The organism is Synechococcus sp. 65AY6A5 (assembly GCF_002760415.1).
In the GTDB taxonomy this organism is placed as follows: Bacteria; Cyanobacteriota; Cyanobacteriia; order Thermostichales; family Thermostichaceae; genus Thermostichus.
On record NZ_AXUW01000001.1, the window covers coordinates 2,080,044 to 2,103,287 of the forward strand.

18 protein-coding genes, 1 tRNA gene and 1 pseudogene are annotated in these 23,244 nt (G+C 60.4%); 3 read left to right on the plus strand and 17 right to left on the minus strand.

The genetic code is table 11. The annotated features are described in order from the left end of the window. Positions 1 to 185: 185 nt before the first annotated feature. On the minus strand, positions 186 to 1,340 hold the full coding sequence (locus tag SYN65AY6A5_RS09905; RefSeq protein WP_099884325.1) for an FAD-binding oxidoreductase: 1,155 nt from the start codon (positions 1,338 to 1,340) through the stop codon (positions 186 to 188). A gap of 1,290 nt (positions 1,341 to 2,630) precedes the next feature. On the opposite strand from SYN65AY6A5_RS09905, the pseudogene SYN65AY6A5_RS14805 reads away from it, so the two are divergent. Both SYN65AY6A5_RS14805 and SYN65AY6A5_RS09915 read left to right on the plus strand, forming a co-directional pair. Then, positions 2,631 to 2,825 (plus strand): annotated as a pseudogene (locus tag SYN65AY6A5_RS14805) (PAS domain-containing protein); the annotation flags it as partial. Positions 2,826 to 2,828: 3 nt separating this feature from the next. Next, the gene (locus SYN65AY6A5_RS09915; protein WP_346426190.1) at positions 2,829 to 5,138 is read left to right on the plus strand and encodes a GAF domain-containing protein; all 2,310 of its coding nucleotides are present in this window, start codon (positions 2,829 to 2,831) and stop codon (positions 5,136 to 5,138) included. On the opposite strand, the gene SYN65AY6A5_RS09920 is transcribed toward SYN65AY6A5_RS09915, so the two are convergent. The 10 genes from SYN65AY6A5_RS09920 to SYN65AY6A5_RS09965 form a co-directional block, all read right to left on the minus strand. Then, positions 5,135 to 6,571: a cytochrome c biogenesis protein gene (locus SYN65AY6A5_RS09920; protein WP_011429167.1), complete on the minus strand. Its 1,437-nt coding sequence runs from the start codon at positions 6,569 to 6,571 to the stop codon at positions 5,135 to 5,137. The genes SYN65AY6A5_RS09915 and SYN65AY6A5_RS09920 overlap by 4 nt on opposite strands. A 76-nt stretch (positions 6,572 to 6,647) precedes the next feature. Beyond that, entirely contained in the window at positions 6,648 to 7,397 is a 750-nt protein-coding gene (locus SYN65AY6A5_RS09925; RefSeq protein WP_011429166.1) for a cytochrome c biogenesis protein CcdA, read from the minus strand. 98 nt (positions 7,398 to 7,495) lie between these two features. Next, on the minus strand, positions 7,496 to 8,014 hold the full coding sequence (locus SYN65AY6A5_RS09930) for an inorganic diphosphatase (RefSeq protein ID WP_041438773.1): 519 nt from the start codon (positions 8,012 to 8,014) through the stop codon (positions 7,496 to 7,498). Positions 8,015 to 8,398: 384 nt separating this feature from the next. Further along, positions 8,399 to 8,470, minus strand: a tRNA-Asn gene (locus SYN65AY6A5_RS09935). 149 nt (positions 8,471 to 8,619) lie between these two features. After that, the gene (locus SYN65AY6A5_RS09940) at positions 8,620 to 9,492 is read right to left on the minus strand and encodes a M56 family metallopeptidase (RefSeq protein ID WP_011429164.1); all 873 of its coding nucleotides are present in this window, start codon (positions 9,490 to 9,492) and stop codon (positions 8,620 to 8,622) included. Then, positions 9,489 to 9,923 carry a BlaI/MecI/CopY family transcriptional regulator gene (locus tag SYN65AY6A5_RS09945; RefSeq protein WP_011429163.1) on the minus strand — a complete coding sequence of 145 codons (435 nt, stop codon included), beginning with the start codon at positions 9,921 to 9,923 and terminating at the stop codon, positions 9,489 to 9,491. Before SYN65AY6A5_RS09945 ends, SYN65AY6A5_RS09940 begins: the two co-directional genes overlap by 4 nt. Positions 9,924 to 10,014: 91 nt before the next feature. Next, positions 10,015 to 11,322, minus strand: coding sequence for a serine--tRNA ligase (gene serS / locus SYN65AY6A5_RS09950; RefSeq protein ID WP_099884331.1), 1,308 nt, complete (start codon positions 11,320 to 11,322; stop codon positions 10,015 to 10,017). Positions 11,323 to 11,349: 27 nt separating this feature from the next. Next, positions 11,350 to 12,342, minus strand: coding sequence for a ketol-acid reductoisomerase (ilvC, locus tag SYN65AY6A5_RS09955; protein WP_099813279.1), 993 nt, complete (start codon positions 12,340 to 12,342; stop codon positions 11,350 to 11,352). A gap of 73 nt (positions 12,343 to 12,415) precedes the next feature. Next, on the minus strand, positions 12,416 to 13,861 hold the full coding sequence (locus SYN65AY6A5_RS09960; RefSeq protein ID WP_011429160.1) for a glycosyltransferase family 2 protein: 1,446 nt from the start codon (positions 13,859 to 13,861) through the stop codon (positions 12,416 to 12,418). 188 nt (positions 13,862 to 14,049) lie between these two features. Continuing rightward, positions 14,050 to 14,511 (minus strand): YlqD family protein, encoded by a 462-nt coding sequence (locus tag SYN65AY6A5_RS09965; RefSeq protein ID WP_011429159.1) that lies wholly within the window; start codon positions 14,509 to 14,511, stop codon positions 14,050 to 14,052. Positions 14,512 to 14,786: 275 nt separating this feature from the next. Between SYN65AY6A5_RS09965 and hemC the strand changes: the two genes are divergently transcribed. Beyond that, positions 14,787 to 15,773 carry a hydroxymethylbilane synthase gene (gene hemC, locus SYN65AY6A5_RS09970; protein WP_206336817.1) on the plus strand — a complete coding sequence of 329 codons (987 nt, stop codon included), beginning with the start codon at positions 14,787 to 14,789 and terminating at the stop codon, positions 15,771 to 15,773. A 959-nt stretch (positions 15,774 to 16,732) separates the two neighbouring features. Here hemC and SYN65AY6A5_RS09975 read toward each other — a convergent pair. The 6 genes from SYN65AY6A5_RS09975 to SYN65AY6A5_RS10000 form a co-directional block, all read right to left on the minus strand. Beyond that, on the minus strand, positions 16,733 to 18,145 hold the full coding sequence (locus tag SYN65AY6A5_RS09975; protein WP_099884333.1) for a DUF2157 domain-containing protein: 1,413 nt from the start codon (positions 18,143 to 18,145) through the stop codon (positions 16,733 to 16,735). Positions 18,146 to 18,152: 7 nt separating this feature from the next. Further along, positions 18,153 to 18,923, minus strand: coding sequence for a phosphoribosylaminoimidazolesuccinocarboxamide synthase (gene purC / locus SYN65AY6A5_RS09980; protein WP_099884335.1), 771 nt, complete (start codon positions 18,921 to 18,923; stop codon positions 18,153 to 18,155). A 10-nt stretch (positions 18,924 to 18,933) separates the two neighbouring features. Beyond that, on the minus strand, positions 18,934 to 20,394 hold the full coding sequence (locus SYN65AY6A5_RS09985) for a sugar transferase (protein ID WP_099884337.1): 1,461 nt from the start codon (positions 20,392 to 20,394) through the stop codon (positions 18,934 to 18,936). A 148-nt stretch (positions 20,395 to 20,542) separates the two neighbouring features. Beyond that, positions 20,543 to 21,316, minus strand: a complete 774-nt coding sequence (locus SYN65AY6A5_RS09990) for a class I SAM-dependent methyltransferase (protein ID WP_240530504.1) — start codon at positions 21,314 to 21,316, stop codon at positions 20,543 to 20,545. A 26-nt stretch (positions 21,317 to 21,342) separates the two neighbouring features. Continuing rightward, on the minus strand, positions 21,343 to 22,200 hold the full coding sequence (locus SYN65AY6A5_RS09995) for an FAD-dependent thymidylate synthase (RefSeq protein WP_011429152.1): 858 nt from the start codon (positions 22,198 to 22,200) through the stop codon (positions 21,343 to 21,345). Between the two features lie 74 nt (positions 22,201 to 22,274). Further along, the gene (locus SYN65AY6A5_RS10000; RefSeq protein WP_011429151.1) at positions 22,275 to 23,063 is read right to left on the minus strand and encodes a DUF4397 domain-containing protein; all 789 of its coding nucleotides are present in this window, start codon (positions 23,061 to 23,063) and stop codon (positions 22,275 to 22,277) included. Between the last annotated feature and the right edge of the window lie 181 nt (positions 23,064 to 23,244).

The following is a 23,244-nucleotide window of genomic DNA, read 5'->3' on the forward strand; positions in this document are numbered from 1 at the left end:
CAGGTCCCCCCGTATACGGGGGGATATAGGGGGGCGGTGGGACTGCCGCTCTCTGGCTGTGGAGGATCCTGGTTTACCAGTCCGTTGAAGCAGCAACTCCGGGAAGTGATTCTCGGAAGCTCCCGTCTACAGCCCGTCAGGGCTTAGCGGGAGAGGATGTCACGTTTCGGCGTGATTTGGAGTAGCTATATCAAGCTGGGGCTGAAGATGGCGGCGGGATCAAACTGCTGCTTCAGCTTGCGCATTAGGGTCGCCGTCGGGCCGAAATCGTGGGCCAGAGCTGTCTTCAGGGCTGCCGGTGCCTCCAGCAGCAGGAGAAACCCGCCCACCGACTTGAGGTGGCGCTGTAACTGTAGCAGGGATCCCACCTCAGGCTGGGAGATCCAGGCTCGCCCCAATCCACAGCCGCGATGCAGTTGCACCTGAGCGTCGGGAAATAGAGACTGAAACTGCTCTAGAGTAGCCAGGCTCTGGCTAGGCAAGCAGCCGAACTTGGCCAACACCATCCCCGCACGGCGGGAGGGCAGAGGCGGGGCTTCAGGTCTTGCCTCTTGCCAGCTCAATCCTGCAGGAGCTAGCTGTTGCACCTGGGTCATCTGTTGGGCAATTACCCGCTCGGAGCCGTGGAAATGGAGGCAGAGCTGGGGCCCTTCTGCCTTCAGCCAGAGATCCACCCCCACCGGGCTGACCGGCGCCCTCAGCACCTGCCGAGCCAAGGCTTCCAAATCGGGCAGGGATCCTGTAGCCACCAAAGTTGCTTGGGCTGCCGGCAGGGGATAGAGCCGTAGGGTCGCCTGCGTCAGGATCCCCAAACTGCCCAGGGATCCGGCGAACAGTCTCGTCAAGTTATAGCCGGCCACATTCTTAACCACCCGCCCACCCGCTTTGGCCACCTCCCCATCGGCCCGTACCCAGGTGATGCCCAGCAGCAAATCGCCGATCCCACCGTAACGCCAGCGCAGCGAGCCCGTATCGGCCGTGGCGACGATGCCCCCCACTGTGGCCCAGTCAGGGTAAAGGGAATCCACCGGCCACCATTGCCCCCGCTCTGCCAAGATGGCTTGTAGCTCCGCTAGGGTCATACCGGCCTCCACTGTCGCCGTTAGGTCGGCAGCCGCATGGTCGATCAAGCGGCGCAGCCCACGGGTACTGAGGATGAGATCCACAGCCTCCAAGCGAGGAGCCCATCCCCACTTGCTCCCCTGCCCGAGCGGCAGCACCTTCCGCTCGCGGCACTCTTTTAGGAGCTGCGCCAATTCTGGAACCGTCGAGGGAGTTTGGATGGGAATAGGAGCGGCCTGGCCGGAGAGAAAATCTGTCAGCGGCGGAGAAAAAGCCATCGAGAAGAGCTAAGCCCAAAACGCCGGCAACATCTGATCCCCTAGCTATCGGGATCAACTTGCCCAATTTCAGTGTAGGGGGCAAACTCCTCACCTGGGCAGCACAGCCACAGATGGGTACTTGATGAGGCTTAGAATGCAGCCAGCTTCCCAAGTTCCCTCGCCGGGAGCGGAGGGCTGAGAGGGGTCGCGGCAGCACGGGCTGAACTCAAGTAATCTGGCAGCCGCTCAAAATCTGTCAAATCTGTCTCCAATGAAACCAACCCAAGCTCAACTCGATGACGCGAAGATACTTGAAAAAAACAGAGCAACAGGATGGCGATTGCCCCTTTTTAGATGAAGGAAAAACCTCGATAAACCGGAAGAGCCGCAACTTAGATCGACAATTCCTGTTAACAGCGAGCTAAGAGCTTAACTTGCTCCCCAAGTCTCGGCACCAGCAAATTAAACAGCAGATAGATGTAAAGATTTATATCAAAATTCGAAACTTCTTTGCGCGACGTGGTACTCTAACTTGTAAGTAAAGTTAAGCTTGGGTTAAAGCTATCAAATGCCTAAAGCTAAAACTGCCTGCAAGTAAGTCCGTAAGTAAGTATTTTGTCTGGTCTTGGCTAAAGTTTCCCTCTGCCATACTGTTTGCAAATTTTTCTGACTGCAATTTAAGGTTCGGTTATCCCCTGACACCGACATGGTGCAAGACTTGCGCTCTTCATCGGGATCCCTGGAACAGTGCTTTGGCCAGATGCCACTCTTGGTCGGGTTCGACAGCCCTCTTGCCGAGGTTCTCTCCCTGTTGGCGCAAAAGAATGGCTCCCGGCCCTACGCCTTGGTGGTGGATGCAGGCCGAGTGGTGGACATTTTGACGGCTGTGGATTTGACACTCCCACCCAGGGGATTCTTACGCAGCCCAAAATGGACTCGCAAAGGCGCTGTCAAGACGCCCCTAGACAGTCCTTTGAGGCATAACCTCAAAGTTCTGCTTACTTCGGACTTAAGTTCCTCCAGGTTAGTTATTGCCGCGCCGGTTTTGCACCGCAGTAGGTTGTTTTCCTGGAGAAGCTCTGTACTAACTATAACAAAGAAGCAACTAAAGTGGCTCAAGGGCTTTTCCGCCCCGTCCTCAAGTACGGGGCTACCAAGCTATCCTTTTGTGTTGCGGTGGGTGGCCAGCGACCGATCTTGGCAGGGATCCACCCTGGCTGAGGCGATGACCGCCCCTGTTGTAACCTTGGCCGCCGGCGACTACCGGGATCCGCTGGCGTTAAGGATCCCCCTTTTGTCTATTGGCCCCCGGAGGAGATGGAGAAGATCGCCACCGCCTTCGCCCAGGGGCTGGCTCAGGGTCGGCCCCCGCAGGGTTGGGAGCTGACCTTTATGCGTCGCAACGGCGAGCGGTTTCCGGTGCGGATTTTGGATGCCCCCTGGCAGGATGCCCAGGGGAAGGTAATCGGCATTGCCAGCGTACAGGATTTGACCCAGGAAAAAGAGTTGCAGAACCCACAACAAAAACGGCAGCACTCGCTGCACGATCAGCCAGATCTGTTTCAAAACCTCTTTGAGCAAGCCCCGGTGGACATGGCAGTTACGGATGCGGCGGGGCAGATCGTCAAGGTGAACGAGAGCTTTTGCCAGCTCACCGGCTACACCGAGGCCGAGCTCTTGAGCATGAATTACGCCGACCTCACCCACCCTGAGGATCTGCGGCAGGAGGCAATCTATGTCGAAGAAATACGAGCGGGCCGCCGCCGGGGCTACCGCATGGAAAAACGCTACATCCGCAAAAGCGGCGAGATCCTCTGGGTTGACCTCTCGTCTTTTGTGGCGGAGACTCCCGACAAACAAATCTACGGCATTGCCTCCATTGTCGATATTACCGAGCGCAAGCGAGCCCAGGAGCAGGCTCAACTGCAACTCCACCAAGCCCGGCTGCTCAACCGCATCGCCCAAGGGATCCGGCAATCGTTGCAGGTGGAGTCCATCCTGGGTTTTGCCGTAGAAGAAGTCCGCCGTTTGTTGGATGTGGAGCGGGTGGTGATCTACCGCTTTTTCCCCAATTGGGTGGGCGAGATCGCCATGCAATCGGTCAGCCGGCCAGAGTTGAGCCTGCTGGGCCTGGTTATCGAAGATCAATGCTTTGTTAGCCAGTGGCACCAGGCCTATCAGCAGGGCCGCATTTCGGCCATTGAAGATATCGACACCGCCCCCATCCAGCCCTGCCACCGCGAGCTGCTGGCCGGTTTGGGGGTGCGGGCCAACTTGGTGGTGCCCATTTTGCAGGCGGCTGGCCCTGACGGCAAAGACAGCGAGCCGGCCCGCTTCTGGGGGCTGTTGATCGCCCACCAGTGCAGCGCCCCCAAACAATGGGATCCCTGGATGCCGGATTTTTTGCGACAAATTGCCGATCAACTGGGGCTGGCGCTGCAACAGGCGGAGCTGTTTGAGCAACTCCAAGCTGCCAACGCCGAGCTGCGCTACCAGGTGGAGGTGCGCAATGCCGAGCTGGCCCAGCGGGTGAGATACGAGCAACTGCTGCGGCTGATTGGCGACAAGGTGCGCTCCAGCCTGGACGAACAGGAGATCTTGGCCACCGTGGTGCGGGAGCTCACCCAGGCTTTCCAACTGGGCGCCTGCGGTGTGGCCCTCATCCATCCGGAAACCCAGACCTACACGCTGGCCTACGAAGCGGCGGGATCCCTGCCCCCCCTGGGCAAGGTCACTCTGCCCTTGGATCCCGTGCTTTTGCGCCAGCTCCGCCAAGGCCAGACCCTCTACCTCAGCACGGATCACCCGCTGCGGGGGCGCTGTACCCTGCTTGCCTGCCCCCTGGTTGTAGAAGAGCAAGAAGGGCAGCTTGTCTCAGGCACCGGCTCGTTGCTGGGCTTTCTCAAGTTAGTTCGCCTGCCCCAGGAGGGCTTTACCGAGGCCGAGATCCACTTTGCCGAGCAGGTGGCCACCCAGTGCAGCATCGCCATTCGCCAGGCCCGCCTCTACCAGGAAACCCAGGCTCAGCTCCAGCAACTGCAGCAGCTCAACGAGCTCAAAGAAGAGTTTCTCAGCATGGTCTCCCACGAGCTGCGCACGCCTCTGACCAGCATGAAAATGGCCCTGAAAATGCTGGAGGTGCGCGGCCTTTCCGAGGCGCAGATCCCCTATTTCAACATCCTCAAACAGGAGTGGCAAAAAGAGCTGGACTTGGTCAACGACCTGCTGGACTTGCAGCGGCTAGAGGCCGGCAGCCGCAGTCTGGAGATCGCCCGCTTCGAGGTGCGCGAGTGGCTGGAAAAGCTGTTGCCGCCCTTTGCCCTGCGCTTTCAAGAGCGCCAGCTCACCTTTATCTCCTACCCCCCCTCTGAACCCATCTTGTTCAACACCGATGTGGGGCTGCTCACCCGCATCTTGAGCGAGTTGCTGGCCAACGCCGCCAAGTACACCCCTGCCGGCCAGCAGGTTCATCTGGAAGTGGCGGTCGATTCGTCGGGTCTCCATTTGCAGGTCACCAACACCGGTGTCGAGATCCCAGCGGAGCACCTGCCGCGCATCTTCGAGAAGTTCCACCGCATCCCGCACCTGGACTACGCCCACCAGGGGGGCACCGGCTTGGGCCTGCCGCTGGTGAAAAAGGCGGTGGAGCTGTTGCAAGGGATCCTGCAAGTGGAAAGCGGCGAGAACCGCACCCTGTTCGCGGTCAGCCTGCCGGATTTGGGCAGTTCCGCCCTCACCCCCAGCCCCTCTCCCTCAGGGAGAGGGGAGCTAGATGACCCTGGGCAGCGTTGCCGGTCAAACAGCCGCCATGGCTAGCCGTTGGCTAAGGACTCCGTCCCGCCGACGCGAGCGGCAGGAGGGGGTTCTTTTGCCGGCGAAGGGGGAGAGGAGAGCAGTTGCTGCTCCACCAGGCGGGCAAACTCCCGCTCGAAGCTCACCAGGGCGCGGTTGGTTTTGCCTCCCAGGTAGAGCCCTGCTTCCGTCTCCAGGGCCCAAACTTGGCTGTAGCTGAAATAGCTCATCGCCACCCCCAGCATCAGCAGCCCAAAGCCGAGATAGACCAGCGGGATCCCTGGGTCGGATTTAATCTGCAGACCGGTGGCGCCGATAACCTCGTCTAGGTGCAGGGTAAGACGGTTGGGGAAGCGCTGGGGGGCAACTTCGTCCAGGGCCAGGCTCATGCCCTGGCGCAGGGATCCTATCCACTGGCCTTGGGTGTCGTAGAGCAGGGCCGTCCCCTGCAAATCGGGCAACAACAGCGTCAGGCCCTCGCTTAGGTCTGGCCGGGTGGGGACAAAAGCGCCCCAGAGCTTGCTGCCCGCTTGGGTGGGCACCGGCACCACCGGGATTTGAAAGGGAGGGCTGTTGTTGAGGCGGATGCGGATGCTGTCGATGCTCCAATCAGCCTGGTAGAGGGTCACCCCCCGGTAGGAGAGGGGATGGTTGACGGAAATGGTCTGGCGTTTGACCTCCTGGCCCCCATCCAAAATCGAGAGATCTGAGTAAAACTGCTTCACCCGGCCATCAGGAGCATAGTCAATCCAGAAGCGGTTGACCCGAATTTGCCAGGTGGGTAGATGAGCCAGATCCCCTGCCCCGGTTACCTGTTCAATGGCGGCGACGCTGCCGCTGGGGATCAGCGCTTGGGCCTTGAAGCCGGCAAGGCTGCCCCAGATGGCCCCCAGCAGGATCAGCAGCAGGCTGACGTGCACCAGGATAGGCCCAAACCGCCCAATCAGACCCTTGCGGGCGTAAAGTCGGGATCCGTCCTGAAACACCGCATAGCCCCGCTGGCGCAGCCGCTGCGGCAGCCCCTGCAGGGAGCGTTGGGGCAGATAGGTCCAAAAGGGCAGCCGCTGGAAGGAGTGGGGACGGGTGAGGTAGCTCCAGCGACGGGCCACCTTGAGCATCGGCCACTGGCGCGTCAAAGAACAGGCGGCCAGGCTGCTGCCAAAGAGGATCAACAGGGCCAGAAACCAAGAGGTGCGATAGACGTGATCCAGCCCCAGCTTGAGGATCAGCCGCCAGGTGAGAAAGCCAAACAGGGCCGGATGCTCGGGGTAGTGGGCCTGATAGAAGGCCACGGTTTCCTCTTGCTCGATGACCGTGCCAACCGCGCTCAAAAGGGCAATTGCCAAGAAAAGGCCGATGGCCAGACGCAGATCCGCCAGCAGCGGCAGCAGCTCATGGCGAAAGTACCGACGCAAGGGGGAAAGCCACCGCGACAGCGGCAGAGAGGGGATAACCATGGGAAGTTGTCAGCTCAAGATCTGAACTGCCCCCCAACTGGAGGGCAGCCCCATCTTAGCTTGCAGCAGGGATCCCTTAGGCCCAAGCGGAGAGGATCGTCACGGTGCCAAAGCCCACCAACACCACGCCACTGGCATAGGTAAACCAGATCGACCAGCGCCGCAGGGCCAACAGTTGCTTCATCGAGCCGGCGAACACCCCCGCCAACAGCAGCGGCGAGACCAGCCCCAGCGCATAGGCCAGCAGCAGCCCGCCCCCCACCCAGGGCTGCCCTGTGGTGGAGACCCAGCCGAGCAGGGCCACCAAAACCGGCGTGCTGCAGGGAGAAGCTACCAGGCCAAAGGTGGATCCCAGCAACACCGACCGGCCTAGCCCAGGCCACTGGCCAGGGATCTCCAACCGGTTAAACCAATCAGGGAAGCGCAAGGGGACAACTTCCAGCAGGTTCAGGCCCATGAGGATGGCGATCCCTCCCGCCACTAGGGATCCAAAGGCAGCGGTTTGTCCATAAACCCGGCCTAGCAAAGCTGCTCCCAAGCCCAGCCCGCTGAGCGTCAAAGCCACGCCAGCCGCAAAGCCTAGCGATTGCACCCAAACCTGCCAGCGCACTTCTCCGGCAGCGGCGGGGGTAGTGGGAGCGTAGCCGCCGATGTAGCCGATGGTTACCGGCAACAGGGAGAGCATACAGGGAGAAAGGCTGGTGACCAGACCTGCCAGACCCACCAGCAGCAGGCTCAGCGGAGAAAGGTGCTGCAGTTGGCCTTGGACAAGTTGCGTTGCCCATTGTTCCAGGTGGTAAAGCCAAAGCTGAAGGGTATCGGCCATAGCAGAAGCCATCGAGTCCAACCCTAAGCTAGCTCGAGGAATCCAAGCCAGAACAGATTGGCGCCAACTGGGAGCTTCAGTCCAGAAAAGTTGGGGAGCTACTTGGACTGTTGGTAGGTGGCAATGCTGCTGGCGATCACTGCCTCGGTTTCGGCTAGGCCTTTCCAGCCCAAGATCTGGGTTTCTTTCTTCTCCAGGCGCTTGTAGGTGGCGAAAAACTCGGCAATCTCGTCCAGGCGGTGCTGGGCAATATCTTCCAGCCTGGTTACGGAAGCATAGCGAGGGTCCTTAGCGGGCACGCACAACAACTTCTCATCCGGCTCCCCCGCATCGATCATCTGCAGCATGCCCAGCGGGCGCACCGCAATCACACACCCTGGAAAGGTGGGCTGATCCATGATCACCAGGCCATCCAAAGGATCCCCGTCCCCTGCCAGCGTATTGGGCACAAAGCCGTAGTCGTAGGGGTACTGCACCGAAGAGTAGAGCACCCGGTCTAGGGCCATTACGCCCATGTCTTTGTCAAACTCGTACTTGTTCTTGCTCCCGCCCGGAATCTCAATCAGGAGGTTAAGTAGGCCTGGCTTTGGTTGGGCAGGGATCCGCGACAGGTCGATCACAGCAATTACCCTCGGAATAGGTGAAACGGCCAGAGGGCATTATAAATCGAAGCGTTCCTTCAGCAGCGGCATCCCAACCCCAACTAGGGGTGACCAGCAAGTCGGGAGGCACAAGCCCCGGACTTTAGTCCTGGAGATAAGTCTCCCCATCTCGACATCCTGCAGGCTGGAGTCGACTGCCCACGCTTTCGATGTCCCTGCCGTCGCCCACGAGTCGGGGTGATGGCGCCCCCGGCCTCCCTTTCATCCCCCCGTATAGGGTGGGAAAAAGGGGGCGCGGTGGCAGCGACGCCAGCCCGTCCGCGTAGCTTGCGACAAGCGAGAAAGAATCCTCGTCCTCTCGGGCTGAGGAGAACATCAAGCTTGCATCCCCCCGCCCAACTCCTCGGGCAAGATTCGAACTTGCGACCAATCGGTTAACAGCCGACCGCTCTACCGCTGAGCTACCGAGGATCGAAGTATTTTCCATCGTAGGAAAAAAAAGGCCATCAAGCAACTCCCGCGGAGGAAGAAATTCTTGGCTCTGTCCAGGCCATGGTTCAAGCGGCTGTAAAGCTGCTGCCCACCGGCGCGCCAAGGCAAGCTGGGGAATGGCGTCAACCTCAGTTGTGAAAGGGGATGGCCAACAGAGGCAGGAGAGCCAGCCCCAGCCAGGCCCAACCCTGCAGGGAAAGGTGGGAGGCGACCGGGCCTGACTCCTCTTGCTGCAATAGGGCATCGATGCGCTCTTGCAGCCGTCCCCCCGCACCGGATCCCATTTCTAGGGCAAAGCCAACCCAAGCCGCTGCCGGTTGCTGCGCCATGCCATAGCCCACCACCTGCACCAGAGCCTCTCCCAGCACCAAGGGATCCACCCGTTGGGCCGCCCAGCGATCTGCCCGCAGCTCCCGCAGGGTGAGCAATTCCTGCCAGAGGACCTCTGTATTCGGCAGCCAGCTGCTGAGATGGCGCAGCCAGCCCACCGCAAACATCCACAAGGTATCGCCGTAGTGGCGGTGGGCCTCTTCGTGGGCCAGCACCGCCCGCAGGTGTTCTTCATCCAACTGCTCCAGCAGGCCGCGACTGACCACCAATTGCGGCTTCCATACCCCCACTTGGGCAGCAAAAGGGATCTCCAAATTCAAGACATAGGCCGAAGAGCCATACAAATTGACTTGGGCCAGAGCCCGCAGGCGGGCGCGTCGGCAGACGCGCCAGTACTCCCAAGCCCAGCGCAGGGCCACGCCTGCAGCCAGCGCCAGCAACAGCAGCGCACAGCCGTAGCAGAACCAGCCTCCTGCCCCGGCCATTTGTCCCCACGGCCCCATCCAAGCCAAAGCAAGGGCAGTCATTAGCAAAAACAGCGGCGGCAGCAAGAAGTGGATCCAGGCCCACTGCCAGCGCTGGGCCCAGGAACCAGCTCGATCCAGCCGCACCTGGGCCCGCCACAGCCAACTCAGGGCCAAACCCAACAGCAACATGCCCAAGTGGCTCATTGGGGATCCCTCCTGGCCTCGCGGGCCGCCCGCAACCGCTCGGCAATCGCCTGCAACTGGGACACGCTGGCCTGATCCAGGCTATCGGCAAAGGCTGCCACGGTGTCTGGGTCGCCCACCGCCAAAAACTGCTGCAACTGGGCAAAGGCCCTGAGGCTGGCAGCTTCCTGGCGAGAAAGACGGGGCCGCCACAACATCGGCAGACTCCGCCCTTCTGCATCGGTGCGACGTTCACAGCTCACCCAGCCCTTCTGGCTTAGGCGCCGCAAAACGGTAGTTACAGAGGCATAGGCCAACTCTCGGTCGGGATCGGCCAAGATGCGCTCGTGGATTTGGCGGGTGCTGGCACTGCCCAGCTCCCAAAGGATATCGAGGATCTCGGATTCCAGAGGGCCTAGTGAGAGTTGCTTGGGACGATGCTTGGGCAACATAAACCCTGGCAGGGTAGGGATCCCTATCTAGATTGACATACTCTCATACTCTCCACAGCTATGGCTTGCTGGAGCACCGCGGCAGAATGGCTCAGGGAGCAGTCCGGAGAGCGCCGTCTTCCGAGAGGAAGCGGGAGCTGAGGAAAGGACGCAGCGCCTGGGGGATGCGAATCGAGCCGTCCGGCTGCTGGTGATTTTCCAACAGGGCGGCCAGAGCCCGTCCCACCGCTAAGCCGGAGCCGTTCAAGGTGTGGACGAAGTGGGTGCCCTTTTGCCCTGCTTCTTTGTAGCGCAGGTTAGCGCGGCGGGCCTGGAAATCCCAGCAGTTGGAGCAACTGGAGATCTCGCGGTAGCGGTTTTGGGAGGGGAACCACACCTCCAGATCGAAGCAGCGGGCTGCTGAAAAACCTAGATCGCCGGTACACAGCTCCACTACCCGGTAGGGCAGCTCCAGCATCTGCAAAATGGCCTCGGCATCTTGCACCAGCTTTTCGTGTTCTGCCTCCGACTGGGTGGGGTGGGTAACTTTGACCAGTTCCACCTTTTGAAACTGGTGCAGCCGGATCAGGCCCTTGGTGTCCCGGCCATAGCTGCCGGCCTCGCGGCGAAAGCAAGGTGTGTAGGCACAGAAATAGAGCGGCAGGCGCTCGGCTGGGATCACCTCCTCCCGGTACAGGTTGGTGAGGGGCACTTCCGCCGTCGGGATCAGCCAGAGGTCGTCGTCGGCACAGCGGAAGCTCTCAGCGGCAAACTTGGGCAGTTGCCCTGTCCCCTCCAGAGCAGCGCTGTTGACCAAAAAGGGAGGGATCACCTCGGTGTAGCCAGCGGCAATGTGGCGCTCCAGCATCATGGCGATCAAGGCCCGCTCCAGAGCCGCCCCTGCCCCTACCATAGCCACAAAGCGGCTCTGGGCTACCTTGACGGCACGGCCAACCTCCAAGAGGCCCAGCTTCTCGGCAATCTCGTCATGGGGAAGAACGGGGTGGGTGGGTTTTAGCGCATCCCCCCAGCGGCGCACCTCCACGTTTCCCGTCTCATCCTGGCCCACTGGCACGTTGGGTAAGGGCAGATTGGGCAGGGTGAGGAGAAGAGTCTGCATCTCCTCCTCCAGCTCCCGCTCCCGCTGTTCCAGCTGGGCAATCTCAGCCTTGAGATCTACTCCTTGCTGCCGCAGGGCCGTCACTTCCGCTCCCTGGGGATCCGCCCCCTGCCGGATGAGCTCGCCCACTTTCTTGCCCAGGCTGTTGCTTTCGGCCTGCAGAGAGCCGCGTCGGGCCTCCAAGCGGCGGCGCTCCCGATCCAACTGGAGAATGCCGTCCAGGTCGACACTGGCCCCGCGCTTGTCCAGGGCTTGGCGTACCTCTTCTGGGCGATCCCGCAGCAGCTTCAGATCCAGCACGAGACTTGCCTGTGAGACGACCTCTGGCTATTGCTTCAGCCAGCTAAACATGGCCCTTAGCTCTTTGCCCACCTTCTCGATGGGGTGCTCCGCCTCGCGGCGGCGCATTGCCGTAAAGCCGGGCTTGCCGGCCTGGTTTTCCAAGACAAACTCGCGGGCAAACTGGCCGCTTTGGATTTCTGACAGGATCCGCTTCATTTCAGCGCGGGTTTGCTCGGTAATAATGCGGGGGCCACGGGTGTAGTCGCCGTATTCTGCTGTGTTGGAGATGCTGTGGCGCATCTTTTCCAGGCCCCCCTCGACGATGAGATCCACGATTAGCTTAACCTCGTGCAGACACTCGAAGTAGGCCAGCTCCGGCTGGTAGCCTGCTTCCACCAGGGTCTCAAACCCCGCCTTGATCAAAGCCGTGAGGCCGCCGCAGAGCACCACCTGCTCGCCGAAGAGATCTGTTTCAGTTTCCTCGCGGAAACTGGTCTCCAAAATGCCGGCCCGCGTGCCGCCAATCGCCTTGGCATAGGCCATGGCCCGCTCCCGCGCCATCCCGGAGGCATCTTGATGGACGGCAAACAGACACGGCACCCCCTGGCCTTCCTGGTAGGTGCGCCGCACCAGGTGACCGGGGCCCTTGGGAGCGACCATGATGACATCCACGTCTGCGGGCGGCTGGATCTGCCCGAAGTGGATGTTGAAGCCGTGGGCAAATAGGAGCACCTTCCCCGGCTTTAGATGCGGGCGGATCTCGCTCTGGAAGACGGTCTTTTGCACTTCGTCCGGTAGCAGGATCATCACCCAGTCGGCGGCAGCCGCAGCATCTGCTACAGTCTTGACCGTCAACCCGTCCCGCTCCGCTTTGGGCCAAGAGGGGCTGCCGGGGTAGAGGCCGACGAGGACGTTGACACCGCTGTCGCGCAGGTTGAGGGCGTGGGCATGGCCCTGGCTGCCGTAGCCGATGATGGCGACGGTCTTGCCGTCCAGCAGATCCAGGTTGGCGTCAGTGTCGTAGTAGAGGCGGGCCATAGTCGGGCTGGGTAGTTCGGTGAGCTGGCGTTTGATTAGGATAGCAGGATCTGGGGGATCCCCAACAGCAGAACTAGAGGCCATGGTGCACCGTTTTTACCCACCGCAACCGCTTGGGCTGCACACACATACGAGCCGTGGTCACGATCATGACCGGCAGCCAGTGGAGCATGTACACCAAGCCCAGAGCCGTACGCCACCAGAGTTTTCGCCCGCGCAGCCCCTCCACCTGGCGCAGGCCGCGGTAGAAGGCCACCGTCACAGATCCCATGACCAGGGCGTTCAAGGGGAGCAGCACCGAGGAGTGGCCCGTCAACAGCACCCAGAGGGTATCGGGAACTAAGGCCATCGGCAGCAGGTACTGAGAGATGAAAAAGGCCCAGAGATCGACTGTCTTGGCCATGCCCAGGCGGCGGCTGAGGATCCCTGGCCAGTAGTCGAGGTAGCGCTGGTAGCCCCCCTCCGCCCAGCGGCAACGCTGGTGCCAAAGGCTTTTCCAAGAGGTGACTCCCTCTTCGACGATGGCCGGCTCCGTCAAAAAGGCAATATCCACCCCCGCCAGGTGCAACTTAAAAGTAAGATCCAGGTCGTCGGTGAGGCTGTTCTCGTTCCAGCCGCCGCACTTTTCCAGGACATCCCGTCGCACCAGTTGGCCGTTGCCTCGCAGCTCCCCAATCCCGCGGATGGCCACCCGCTGCTGCTGCAAGTAGGCATCGGAGGCCATCTCCGCCACCTGGCCCAGGGTCCAGAAGTTGACGTTGGGGTTGCTCAAGGCTTTGCGCACCTGAACGGCGCCGATTGTCCGTCTGCCGGGGCGGGGGGTCTGGCCGAACAGCGGCAGGGTGCGAGTCAGCAAATCCGGGGGCACAATGGCGTCGGCGTCGCAGACCAAGATAATCTCCCCCCGCGTCAGGGGCAGCACCTCGTTGAGGGCGCCAGACTTGCCGCCTCCTCGCCCTGGTGGCCGTCGGTAAACTCGCAGGTGAGGGATCCGCTTTTGGGCTTCCTGCAAGATGTCGGGGGTAGCATCGCTGCTGGCATCGTCAATGGCCCACAGCTCCAGGTGGCTGCTGGGGTAATCCAACTGGGTGAGGCTGTGCAGCAGCCGCGGCAGCACTGCGCTTTCGTTTTTGGCCGGGATCAACACCGCCACTCGCGGCAGAGGAGAACCCGCCAGCGCTAAGGGCTGAGCCCCGCCCACCTCAGGCAAAGGCAGGGAGGCCGTTTCGGCGGCGGCGGGATCCCAGGCCATTGTTCCAGGAGGGTAAAGCCTCAAGGGGGGCGGCAGAGCCGCCGGTTGCAGCCGGAACAGGCGGTTGATGTGGATGACCATGAAGGTGGCCAGGCCAACGGTAAACCAGCGGGCTACCGCTACCTGGTGCATCAGGCTGACCAGCCCCCACACCGTCGCCAGAACCAGGAAAGCTTTGAGACGGCGGCGCTGAGCCGAGGTGAGCAACCAATCGGGAAGATGTAGGTCCTCGAGGGGGGCAGGCTCTGACCAGACAAACTCAGACATGGCGAGCATCTCGTAGGTAACAACTTTGCCCGTACGCACCAGCCGTCCCAAGCTTGAGCCCAGCGGCTGTTAAGAGGCCGTTAATTATTGTCACCTATTGTGTTGCCACCGACTTGGGTTAAGACCAAAGGTCTTGATCTGCTACCCCACAGCAAGGGATCCCTGTCCTCCCAAAGGATATGAAGAGCTTATGGGTTGCCGCGAATTTCCTTGATCACCCCATCTTCCAGCAGGATCTCCACCTGCATTTTCTGGATCAGGTTGTCTCCCTTTTGCACGCGGAAGAAGCTCTCCACGCTGCCCTGGAGCACCTCTTGGTTCAGCTCCAGGTTGTTCAGTTGGTTGATCTGCTGAAGCAACTGGTTTTTTTGATCCAAGAGCTTGATCTTTTGCTCGTTCACGCGGCTTTTCACCGCTTCCACCTGTTGGAGCACCTGGGGGCTGTTGGGGTTAGGGCTTTGCTTCTCCAGCTCGGCAATGGCCCGCTTGCCCTGAAACTCCAGTTGCTGCATCTGAGCATCGGTGGCTTCGATCTGCCGCTCCAATTGCTCCTGCATTTCTTTCTTCCAAAGGGGGGTGACCACCACCTTGACAGGGATGGTGCGCTTGAGCAGTAACTGAGTGCCGTTGCCGACGTTGTTTTCTTCCATAAGACCTATCCAGGCAGACTACCAAGCAAATCAGGGGGCCCTGTGCTTACAGAGAATTGTCCTCTAGCAACCTTGGAGAAGGAGGCTTGACAGACCACAACTCTCCCCGCCGCGGCGGAGAATCCGTCTACTTATCCTACCGGCTGGGGTCCCCGTAGTAAAGTCTGGATCGGGGGGAAATGGCAGTTTTGGTTAAGGATCTTGAAGGCCGCTGCCGTGCGGCGCCGCAAAGTCAGTTAGCGTGAAAGACGGTGTTCTCGGATTTTGCAGCAGCCATGAGCGAACTGGCCTCAACTCCCTGGCAACCCTCGGCAGGGGCTGCCCAGCCGGTGCGGATCGCCTCCCGCAAAAGTGAGCTGGCCTTGGCCCAGACCCACTGGGTGATGGAGCAGTTGCAGGCCCACCATCCGGGATTGCCGCTAGAGCTGCACACCCTTTCCACCCAGGGAGACATCATCCTGGATGTGGCGCTGGCCAAAATTGGCGATAAGGGCCTGTTTACCAAGGAGCTGGAGGTCAGCCTGCTCAACGGCAGCAGCGATCTAGCGGTGCACAGCCTTAAGGATCTGCCCACCCGTTTGCCGGAAGGCCTGGTCCTGGGGGCGATTACGCAGAGGGAGGATCCTTTGGACGCGCTGGTGCTGCGGGAAGAGCTGCGCGGCTACCAACTGGCCACCCTGCCAGCAGGAACGGTGATCGGCACTTCATCTTTGCGGCGATTGGCCCAACTGCGCCACGCCTTTCCCCACCTGCACTTCAAGGATGTGCGGGGCAACCTCAACACTCGCCTGGCCAAGCTGGATCGGGGGGAGTACGACGGCCTAATTTTGGCGGTGGCGGGGCTGAAGCGCCTGGGCCAAGAACAGCGGATCCACGAGGTGCTGGATCCCAGTGTGTCTCTGTACGCGGTTGGCCAGGGATCCCTGGGGATCGAGTGCCGGCAGGGGGATGAGCGGATCCTGGAGCTCATCCGACCCTTAGCCGATGCGGAGGCCACAGCCCGCTGTTTGGCCGAGCGAGCTTTCCTGCGGGCCTTGGAGGGGGGGTGTCAGGTGCCCATCGGCGTCCACAGCCAAGTCCAGGGGGAAGAGCTGCACCTGACCGGCATGGTGGCCGACCTGGAGGGGCGACAGCTCATCCGCGATACCCAAACAGGCTCCCCTGCCGATCCGGAAGCGGTGGGAACAGCCCTGGCGGAAAAGCTGAAGCAACAGGGGGCTGACGAAATCCTGCAGGCCATTTTTGCCCAGGCTCGCCGCTAAATTCTGTGGGCTAGCTCTGAAAAAAGCCAGCCAAGGGAGAGAAAAACGGCAGGGAGAGTTTCAAATCCTCCCCTCTGCCGTCGCTGCTGCCAAGAACTTACCTTAGATAGGGAACTCACATTCACAGCAGCAGTAGTTGAGCTCTACCTTAGCTTCCAAAACAGCCGTGTCGTCTTGAACCACCAACGTAACTCTGTTGTTGGCAACTTCAGCGGGAGAGAGCGTTAGGGTTTTGGTAAAAGTCTGACCGGCCGAACTCACAGGTGAAGCATATAAGAACCCCGATTGAGTTAGAGTGCCGCCGTTGTACACGTAGTACTTGTCGTTGCCCGCATCCGGAGCACTGCTACTGCTAGCCGGCAGATTGTTGCGGTAGGCAAATGTCAGGGTACCTCCCAGCCGGCAGCCTGTTTTACAAGGAGGATCCCATTGAAAAGTATGGGCAAAGACTTTGTTGGGGCTTGGTTCTGCCCAGTTGGTAGTTCCGTAAGAACCCTGGAGATTGCTCCAAATGGTGGCCGGGATCTCTGACTGCAAAGGAACAGCAGGGCTGGGTGGCGGAGCCTGCAGCCTTACCGATTGCAACTGCATAGGCTGAGAACAGGGGAGTTTGGGCAACGGTCTTGAGGAAGGGAGAATAGGGATCTGGCGGAACAGCTCATCGAGATCCCCAGTTTGGGGAACGGGCGAGGGTGCGGCTCCTGGAGACCTAGGCCTTGCGGGCACAGCCGGCCTTGGAGCTTGCGCTACTGGGAAATGCTCCCAAAACGGATCTCCGCCCGCAGCAATTGAAGAAGAGCTATAACTCCAAAAACTAGAAAAAGAGAGTAGAGCCAGTATCCCTAGACCCAGGCCTGTTTTTTTCATTGACGTTCTCCAGGAAACCTTCTACCAACAAAGACTTTTCAGGGAAGAGTAAGTTCCCGATGTATCCCGATTTCTTGTAAACTTTTATCGACCTAGGCATTACTCTTAAAGATACGTCTCTCAAACTTCAGCCCCATCCAGATCACTCCGATCCCACAGGCCACCAACACTGCCGACTTGGCCAAGAGGCCGGTCTCGTACTCGAAAAAGCGGGTCAGCACCACCAAGGTCAGGCCCAATAGCCCCTGCCAGAAGCGGCTCCGCCGCCCCTGCTGCAGCCCTTCCCAGCAGAGCACCACCGACAATCCCACGAGCAAAAGGGTCACGATCCAGGGAGCAAAGAAGGCCAAGGCTACCTTTGCGGTTAGGTTCAAAGGCAGGGCGCTGCGGATCCCCAGCAAAAGCACCAAGGCAACCAGCGAGAACAGAACGGCAGCATCCTTCAGCCAAGCAGAAACGGGCTGGGAACTCTTTGCCTGCCAGCCCTGCCACCAGCTCCAACCGGCTAGCAATAGCAATCCTGCTGCCGACAGGCCCGCCCAGGGATCCCCAGCTTGGAACAAGGGCAGGGGTTTGGGATCCCAGTCCCAGGCGTCACGAAAGCTCCAAATGTAGAGCAAGAAGCCCAACCCCAGCAAAGCCAGCCCCTCCGCCGTCGGGATCAGATCCAAGCCCTGCTCCTGCTCGCCACCCTGGCCCTCTTCTCCGGTCCAGATCCGGCTTAGCCAGTGCCCATGGCGTTGGTGCCCGACTCCCAGCCCCCAGACGACGGCAAGGCCAAGCAGCAGCCAGAGGGTCCAGCTGTCCCAGCGCTCTGCCAACCTTTGTAGCGCCAGGCCGAAGTTCACCAGCGCCAAAGCCAAGATCCAGCGGGAGCGGCACCCATAGGCAAGAGGCAGCAACAGGCCCAGGGCCAGCCAGGGGTAGAGGGGATCCAGAGCCGAGCCGATCCCTCCTTCCCAGACGGCAGTCATTCCAGCCAGGGCAAACAAAAGACAGGCCAAGACGCCACTGGGGGTGTGGACCAAGCTGTAGGCCACGGCCAAGCTGCCCAGCCCCCAGCCCAAAAACAAGCCCGCCAGGGATCCCCCGATTTGAACCCACTGGGCCATCAGGCCAATGGCAGCCCCCAAAGACAGCTCGCCGGCAATCAACAAGGCGCTGCCCAAGCGCGGGGATCCCTGCTGCCTAAGCCGAAAGCCGGCCCCCTGCAGCCCCAGCGCGAGAGCCAGGGATCCCAAGGCTCGGGCCGAGCGGGGAATGGCGTCCCAGTTGGCGGCCACGAAGGAGATCACCCCCAAGCCCACCAGCACGGCGCCCAACAGCAGCAGCAACAGGGCAAAGCGGCTGCCAGCTGTTCGCGGCAAGCTGTCCAGTTGGTAGTGCTCGCGCAGGCGATCCCGCTGCGCCGGCTGGATGAGCCCCTGCTCCACCCAGGTGTCCAACAGGTCGGCCAGTTGGCGGCGGAAGCGCTCGTCAGGGCCGGGGGGGCGGGGAGAAGTCATGGCACCCTCACCCCCTGCCCCTCTCCCGCGCTGCAGGAGAGGGGAGATTGGGATCAGTAGCCTGGAGCACTCGCTGCAGCACCTCTTGGTAGCCGGCTGCCGGATCGCCGAGATCAAAGCGAAAAAGGTCTTTATCCAGCACCCGCGGCTCGGTCCCTTGGAGATCCCACAGGCGGCAGGTGTCGGGGCTGATCTCGTCCGCCAGCCAAATCTGCCCTTCCTCGTCCAGGCCAAACTCCAGCTTAAAGTCCACCAACTCTAGGCGGCAGCTTCGCCAGAAAGCCTGCAGATGGTTGTTGATGGCCAAAGCCAGGGATCCCAAGCGCTCCACCTGCTCCGGCGTGGCCAACTGCAATAGGCGGATGTGATCTGGGGTCACCAAGGGATCCCCCAAGGCATCGTTTTTGTAATAGAACTCCACGAGCGGCGGCTCGATGGGAAGGCCCTGCTCCAGGCCCAGCCGTCGGCAGAGGCTACCCGCTGTGCGGTTGCGCACCACCACTTCCAAAGGCAGGATGTGCAAGGCTCGCACCTGCATCTCGGTGGGGCCGGTTTGGGCCAAGAAATGGTTGGGGATCCCTTGCTGCGCCAGGTAGGCAAACACATGGCTGGAGACGGTGCAATTCACCTCTCCCTTGCCGGCGATGGATCCCCGCTTTTGGGCGTTGAAGGCGGTGGCGTCGTCCTTGTACTGGCAAAGATAAACTTGGGGATTGGCAGTGCGGTAGATGCGCTTGGCCTTGCCCTCGTAGAGCAGCTCTTGGGGGGAGAATGGCATACGCTAACCCCTAGTATCCGGCCAGCCGTCCGCGGATCCCTTGCCAAAGGGTAATGGCCAGGATGCGCAGATCCAGCCACAGGGACCAGTTTTGCACATAGTAGAGATCATACTGGGTGCGGCGGGCGATGCTGGTGTCTCCCCGCAGGCCGTGGATCTGAGCCCAGCCGGTGAGGCCGCTTTTGACCAAATGCCGATCCAGATACTTGGGGATCTCCTGGCTAAATTGCTCGACAAAGTAGGGCCGCTCCGGGCGGGGGCCCACCAAGCTCATTTCCCCCTTCAAAACGTTCCAAAGCTGGGGCAGCTCATCCAGGTTGGTGCGGCGCAAAAAGGCTCCTATCTTGGTTCGGCGCGGATCCCCGGGGCGCGTCCAGCGCGGCTGGCCGGGTGCTTCAGCATCCACCCGCATGGTGCGGAACTTGGCAATCCAAAAGCGACGCCCATCCAAGCTCACCCGCTCCTGCCAATACAGGATGGGGCCGGGGCTGCTGCAGGCCACCAGCACGGCGATGACCACAAACAGGGGGCTGAGCAACAGTAAGCCCAGGGAAGCTCCCAAGATGTCCATAGCTCGCTTGAGGAAACGGTTGTGGGCGTAGCGCAAAGGGGGGTGGCGCAGCGTCAGCAGCGGGATCCCGTCCAGAGAGTGGAACTGCAGGTTAACCGTTAAGAAGCCAAGAATATCTGGCACCAGGCGCACCTGCACCGACAGAGCCTGCAAAGTAAGAAGCAGGGGCGCGTTGGCCAGCTCCGGCTGCCCAAACCACACCTCTTGGATCTCAGGGTGAGCTTGCACATAGGCCACCAGATGAGCGGGATCCAGGCGCTCCAGCTTTTGCAGAGGCCCCGCTTCTGGCGCCGAGGGATCCCCGGCCACGGCCCAAGCCTTGATCTCAAACCCCAAAGCCGGGCAGCGCTCTAGCCGCTCCAGCACCTCGGCCAACAGCAAGCCGGATCCCACCCAGATCACCCGTCGCCGCCCCTGGCCGCGGGCATACAGCCAGCCCATGCCCAGCCGCAGCGCTAACCGCATCCCCGTCAGGCCGAGCAGGGCCAGCAGGCCGGCATAGCCCACTACCAAGCGCGACAGCGAGACAGAGCGCACGAAGAAGGCCCCTGCCAACACCAGGCCAAAGGTCACCCCCAGCCCCAGCAGCAAACTGGCCCATTCCTCAAAGCGGGATAGGCGCTTCGATTCGCCATATCCGCCCAAACCGGCCTGAACGCCCCAGTAGCTGAGAACGGTCAGCAATCCCAGGCCGGCATAAACATCCCACGGCAAAAGCTGGTGAGGGCGCAAGCTGCGCAGCCAGTAACCTGCCCCAAAGGCCAACCAAATACAAAGGCCATCCCCGAAGCAAGCTAGGGGCACCCACAGACGATGCGGATCCAAGCGAAGGGCGTAGCTGCGCAAAGGTTCCGTCTCCCTGGTGCGAAAGGACTCCGTCCCGCTAGCGCGATCGGCCAAGAGCTATCTCCTCCAAAAACGAAGACTGGGAACAATCTTATGAAAAGATTATCCCCTTGAGGCTGCAAGGACTCCGTCTCGCTAGCGCGATCGGCCAAGTTGACTCAAAAAACTGGTAATAACGGCGAGAAGTTGAGGATTAAGAGGCTCAGTTTCCCAGAGGAGCAATTTTCAAAGGGCTCCGTCCCGCTGCCGCAATAGGGCTGGCTACCGCCAACAACGACAGGCCAAAGGGCAACGAAAACTTGGGGATCAAATAGGCTTCCGCGGCAAAAATCTCTGCTAGAAGTTGATTGAGCCAAAGGGGCAGCATTTTCAAGTCTGGACTTTCCCGCAGGCGAAGTATTTTCTGGGCTAGGCGGATCCCTGCTGCCAGAGGGAAGAGAAAGCTGTTGAAAAAGGTAAAGGTATGAATTTGCAAGCCGGCGCTCTTGAGTAAGGAGAGAAGTTGTGCCGCTGTGTAGCGTCTCTTGTGGTGATTGAGCTCGTCATGGGCGCTCCACAGCCAGGGATAAGCCGGCACCGTGATCACCATGTAGCCAGATGGCTTTAACCTCTGGATGAGGGCTTCCAGAGCTGCTGTGTCTTCGTCTAAATGTTCCAGAACGTCCAGCAGAGCAATTAAATCAAATTGTTGAGAGCCAAAAGGGATCCGATGCGGCAATTCGCCTTCTTCCACAATCGCAATGCCACGAGCCCGGGCCAAAGGCAATGCTATTTCGCTTCTTTCCATGGCCCAGACTTGGCCAAACTGAGACAACATTTCCAGGTTGCCACCGCTGCCACATCCCGCTTCCAAGATACAAGCTGAGGGAGGAAGAGGGATCCCTGCAATAACCCGGCTGAGAATCTGTCGGCGGCCCACAAACCACCAATGTCGATCCTCTAGGCCTGCCATTTGTTCATAAGCTTTGGGATCCATAGTCGTCCCCAATGGTTGGGAACTTGTTAGGGAGAAAGCCTGGCCTTGCCCCAGCGGTTTTGGCGGTACCAGGCGGCCACATGGGGGCACCAAGCCTCGAAGTGGGGCCACATCAACTCGCACAGCTCGCGGATCTCCCGCTGGGCATCCTCCTTAGCCCGCAAATCCAGAAAGTGCATCAAGCTGCGGCAATTAAAAGACACTACAAAATGTTGGCGGATCCCGTAGCCGATGATGTTACGAGCATCCTCATAGGGCACCCCACACTCTTCGACCAGGCGATAATAGGCAATGGCCTGGCTGCGATACTGCTCAAGAATGATGTTTAGGGCCTCGGGAGAGATGGGCTTGAAGCCTTGGCGGGTTTTGGCTTTGCCTTCCTTGACGCTGGCGGGAACGTAAAATAGAGTTTCCAACTCTTGCAAAGCTAACTCTGCCCCGGTTTTGTCGGCAAAAGCAGAAGTTTCGTCCCAGCCCCCCGTATACGGGGGGCTGGGGGGCTGGTTGGGGGGGCCGGGCGGGGGGTTGGGGGGCGTTCTCCGGGGCCCAGACAAGAGTCTTTTGCCCAAATCGGCAATTTGCTGGCCTGTATATCGAAAAGATTGAACGTCGAAAGAAATTCCCACCCGATGAGTACGGGCCTGTTGCATGACAGCATGGGGAAAATAGCCTACCCCAAACGTGATCTGAGGGTGCTCCAGCGGCCCATAGTGGCCACGGTTGCCCTCCAGCAGATGCCGCACCACGGCCTCGCCATATTTTTCCGGGATCCGGCTCTCTGGGGTAACAAAATCAGGGCTGTGATCTTGGTGCATCGCCTGGTAGATCACCCGTTCGGGATCTGGGGTTTGGCTGAGCACCACCACTTGAAATAAGGCATCCACGGGCTGTGTCCCCAAAGCTAGAGACGACTGGCTAGTCTCACAGTATAGAGAGGATCAAGCCGCAAGCAGCCTTGCTATAGGAGCCTACGAGCCCGCGTTTCCTCTGCCAGCACCAAGTTTAGGCCCGGATTGCTGCGCATCAGCCCCGCCACGTAAAGGGTATAGACTTTCCCTGCCTCTAACTGGAGGTCAAACCGTTGCAAGGGAATGCTCCGGCCAGGAGACGACTGCCCACCTGGCGCGGGGGCTGAAGGAGCTATGGCCACCTGAATTTGGGTAAAGCCGGGTCGCATGGCTTGAAAGGTGGAAACTTGCCCGAAGGCCAACTGAGGTATCAGCACCCGCCCTTGCTCCCCCTGCCATTGCAGGGCCGGCGCATCAGGGGCAGCGTGAACAAACCGAACCAGGGCTTGGTCAAACAGCGAGTTGATGTTGTCTTCCAAAACTAAGGCCGTCACGCGATTGGGCTCGTCAGCAGCCACCACCGAGAACACTCCCCCGCCTCTGAGGTTGGCCACAGTTCTGGCCGCAACCGTTCGCGCTAGCGGAACGGAGTCCTTAAAACTCGCGGGCTGGCCAGGGCTGGTCGTCTCAGGGGTTGAAAACAAAACAATGTCGTACTCGCCCGCCGGCATACGCACGTACTCGCTCACCGAGCCATAGGCTACACCTTGAGCAGCCCTTACCCCTCCCACTTCCAAGTCGATCCGAGGGGCATTGGGGGCCACATGCACCAAGCGCACCTGGATCTCAGAAACTCCCGCGGATGCCGAAGGCATCGGGATGGCACAGCCGGACAAAAGCCCCGGCATTAAAGCCCCGCCCACCACGCAGAGGACTGCGCTCACCCACTGTCGCACCATGTTTACACTCACTCCTACTCCTCACACCCAGGGTTCATAAGGGAGATCGAGCGGAAGAGCCCTCTCGCTCCCCAAAAGTTCGGGTTAGCGCAAGGGATCCCATCCCCTGCCGCCAAGGAACCTGCTCTTGTCTTACCCCAGTTTTGCGCCTGATGCCATAGAGCCGGGCAGGATTTGCGGC

Bases quoted from the DNA above. Each gene is read 5' to 3' on its own strand.
- SYN65AY6A5_RS09905 (WP_099884325.1), bottom strand. From the start codon at position 1,340: ATGGCTTTTTCTCCGCCGCTGACAGATTTTCTCTCCGGCCAGGCCGCT.
- SYN65AY6A5_RS09920 (WP_011429167.1), bottom strand. From the start codon at position 6,571: ATGGTTATCCCCTCTCTGCCGCTGTCGCGGTGGCTTTCCCCCTTGCGT.
- SYN65AY6A5_RS09925 (WP_011429166.1), bottom strand. From the start codon at position 7,397: ATGGCCGATACCCTTCAGCTTTGGCTTTACCACCTGGAACAATGGGCA.
- SYN65AY6A5_RS09940 (WP_011429164.1), bottom strand. From the start codon at position 9,492: ATGAGCCACTTGGGCATGTTGCTGTTGGGTTTGGCCCTGAGTTGGCTG.
- SYN65AY6A5_RS09945 (WP_011429163.1), bottom strand. From the start codon at position 9,923: ATGTTGCCCAAGCATCGTCCCAAGCAACTCTCACTAGGCCCTCTGGAA.
- ilvC (WP_099813279.1), bottom strand. From the start codon at position 12,342: ATGGCCCGCCTCTACTACGACACTGACGCCAACCTGGATCTGCTGGAC.
- SYN65AY6A5_RS09960 (WP_011429160.1), bottom strand. From the start codon at position 13,861: ATGTCTGAGTTTGTCTGGTCAGAGCCTGCCCCCCTCGAGGACCTACAT.
- SYN65AY6A5_RS09965 (WP_011429159.1), bottom strand. From the start codon at position 14,511: ATGGAAGAAAACAACGTCGGCAACGGCACTCAGTTACTGCTCAAGCGC.
- hemC (WP_206336817.1), top strand. From the start codon at position 14,787: ATGAGCGAACTGGCCTCAACTCCCTGGCAACCCTCGGCAGGGGCTGCC.
- SYN65AY6A5_RS09975 (WP_099884333.1), bottom strand. From the start codon at position 18,145: ATGACTTCTCCCCGCCCCCCCGGCCCTGACGAGCGCTTCCGCCGCCAA.
- purC (WP_099884335.1), bottom strand. From the start codon at position 18,923: ATGCCATTCTCCCCCCAAGAGCTGCTCTACGAGGGCAAGGCCAAGCGC.
- SYN65AY6A5_RS09990 (WP_240530504.1), bottom strand. From the start codon at position 21,316: ATGGATCCCAAAGCTTATGAACAAATGGCAGGCCTAGAGGATCGACAT.
- SYN65AY6A5_RS10000 (WP_011429151.1), bottom strand. From the start codon at position 23,063: ATGGTGCGACAGTGGGTGAGCGCAGTCCTCTGCGTGGTGGGCGGGGCT.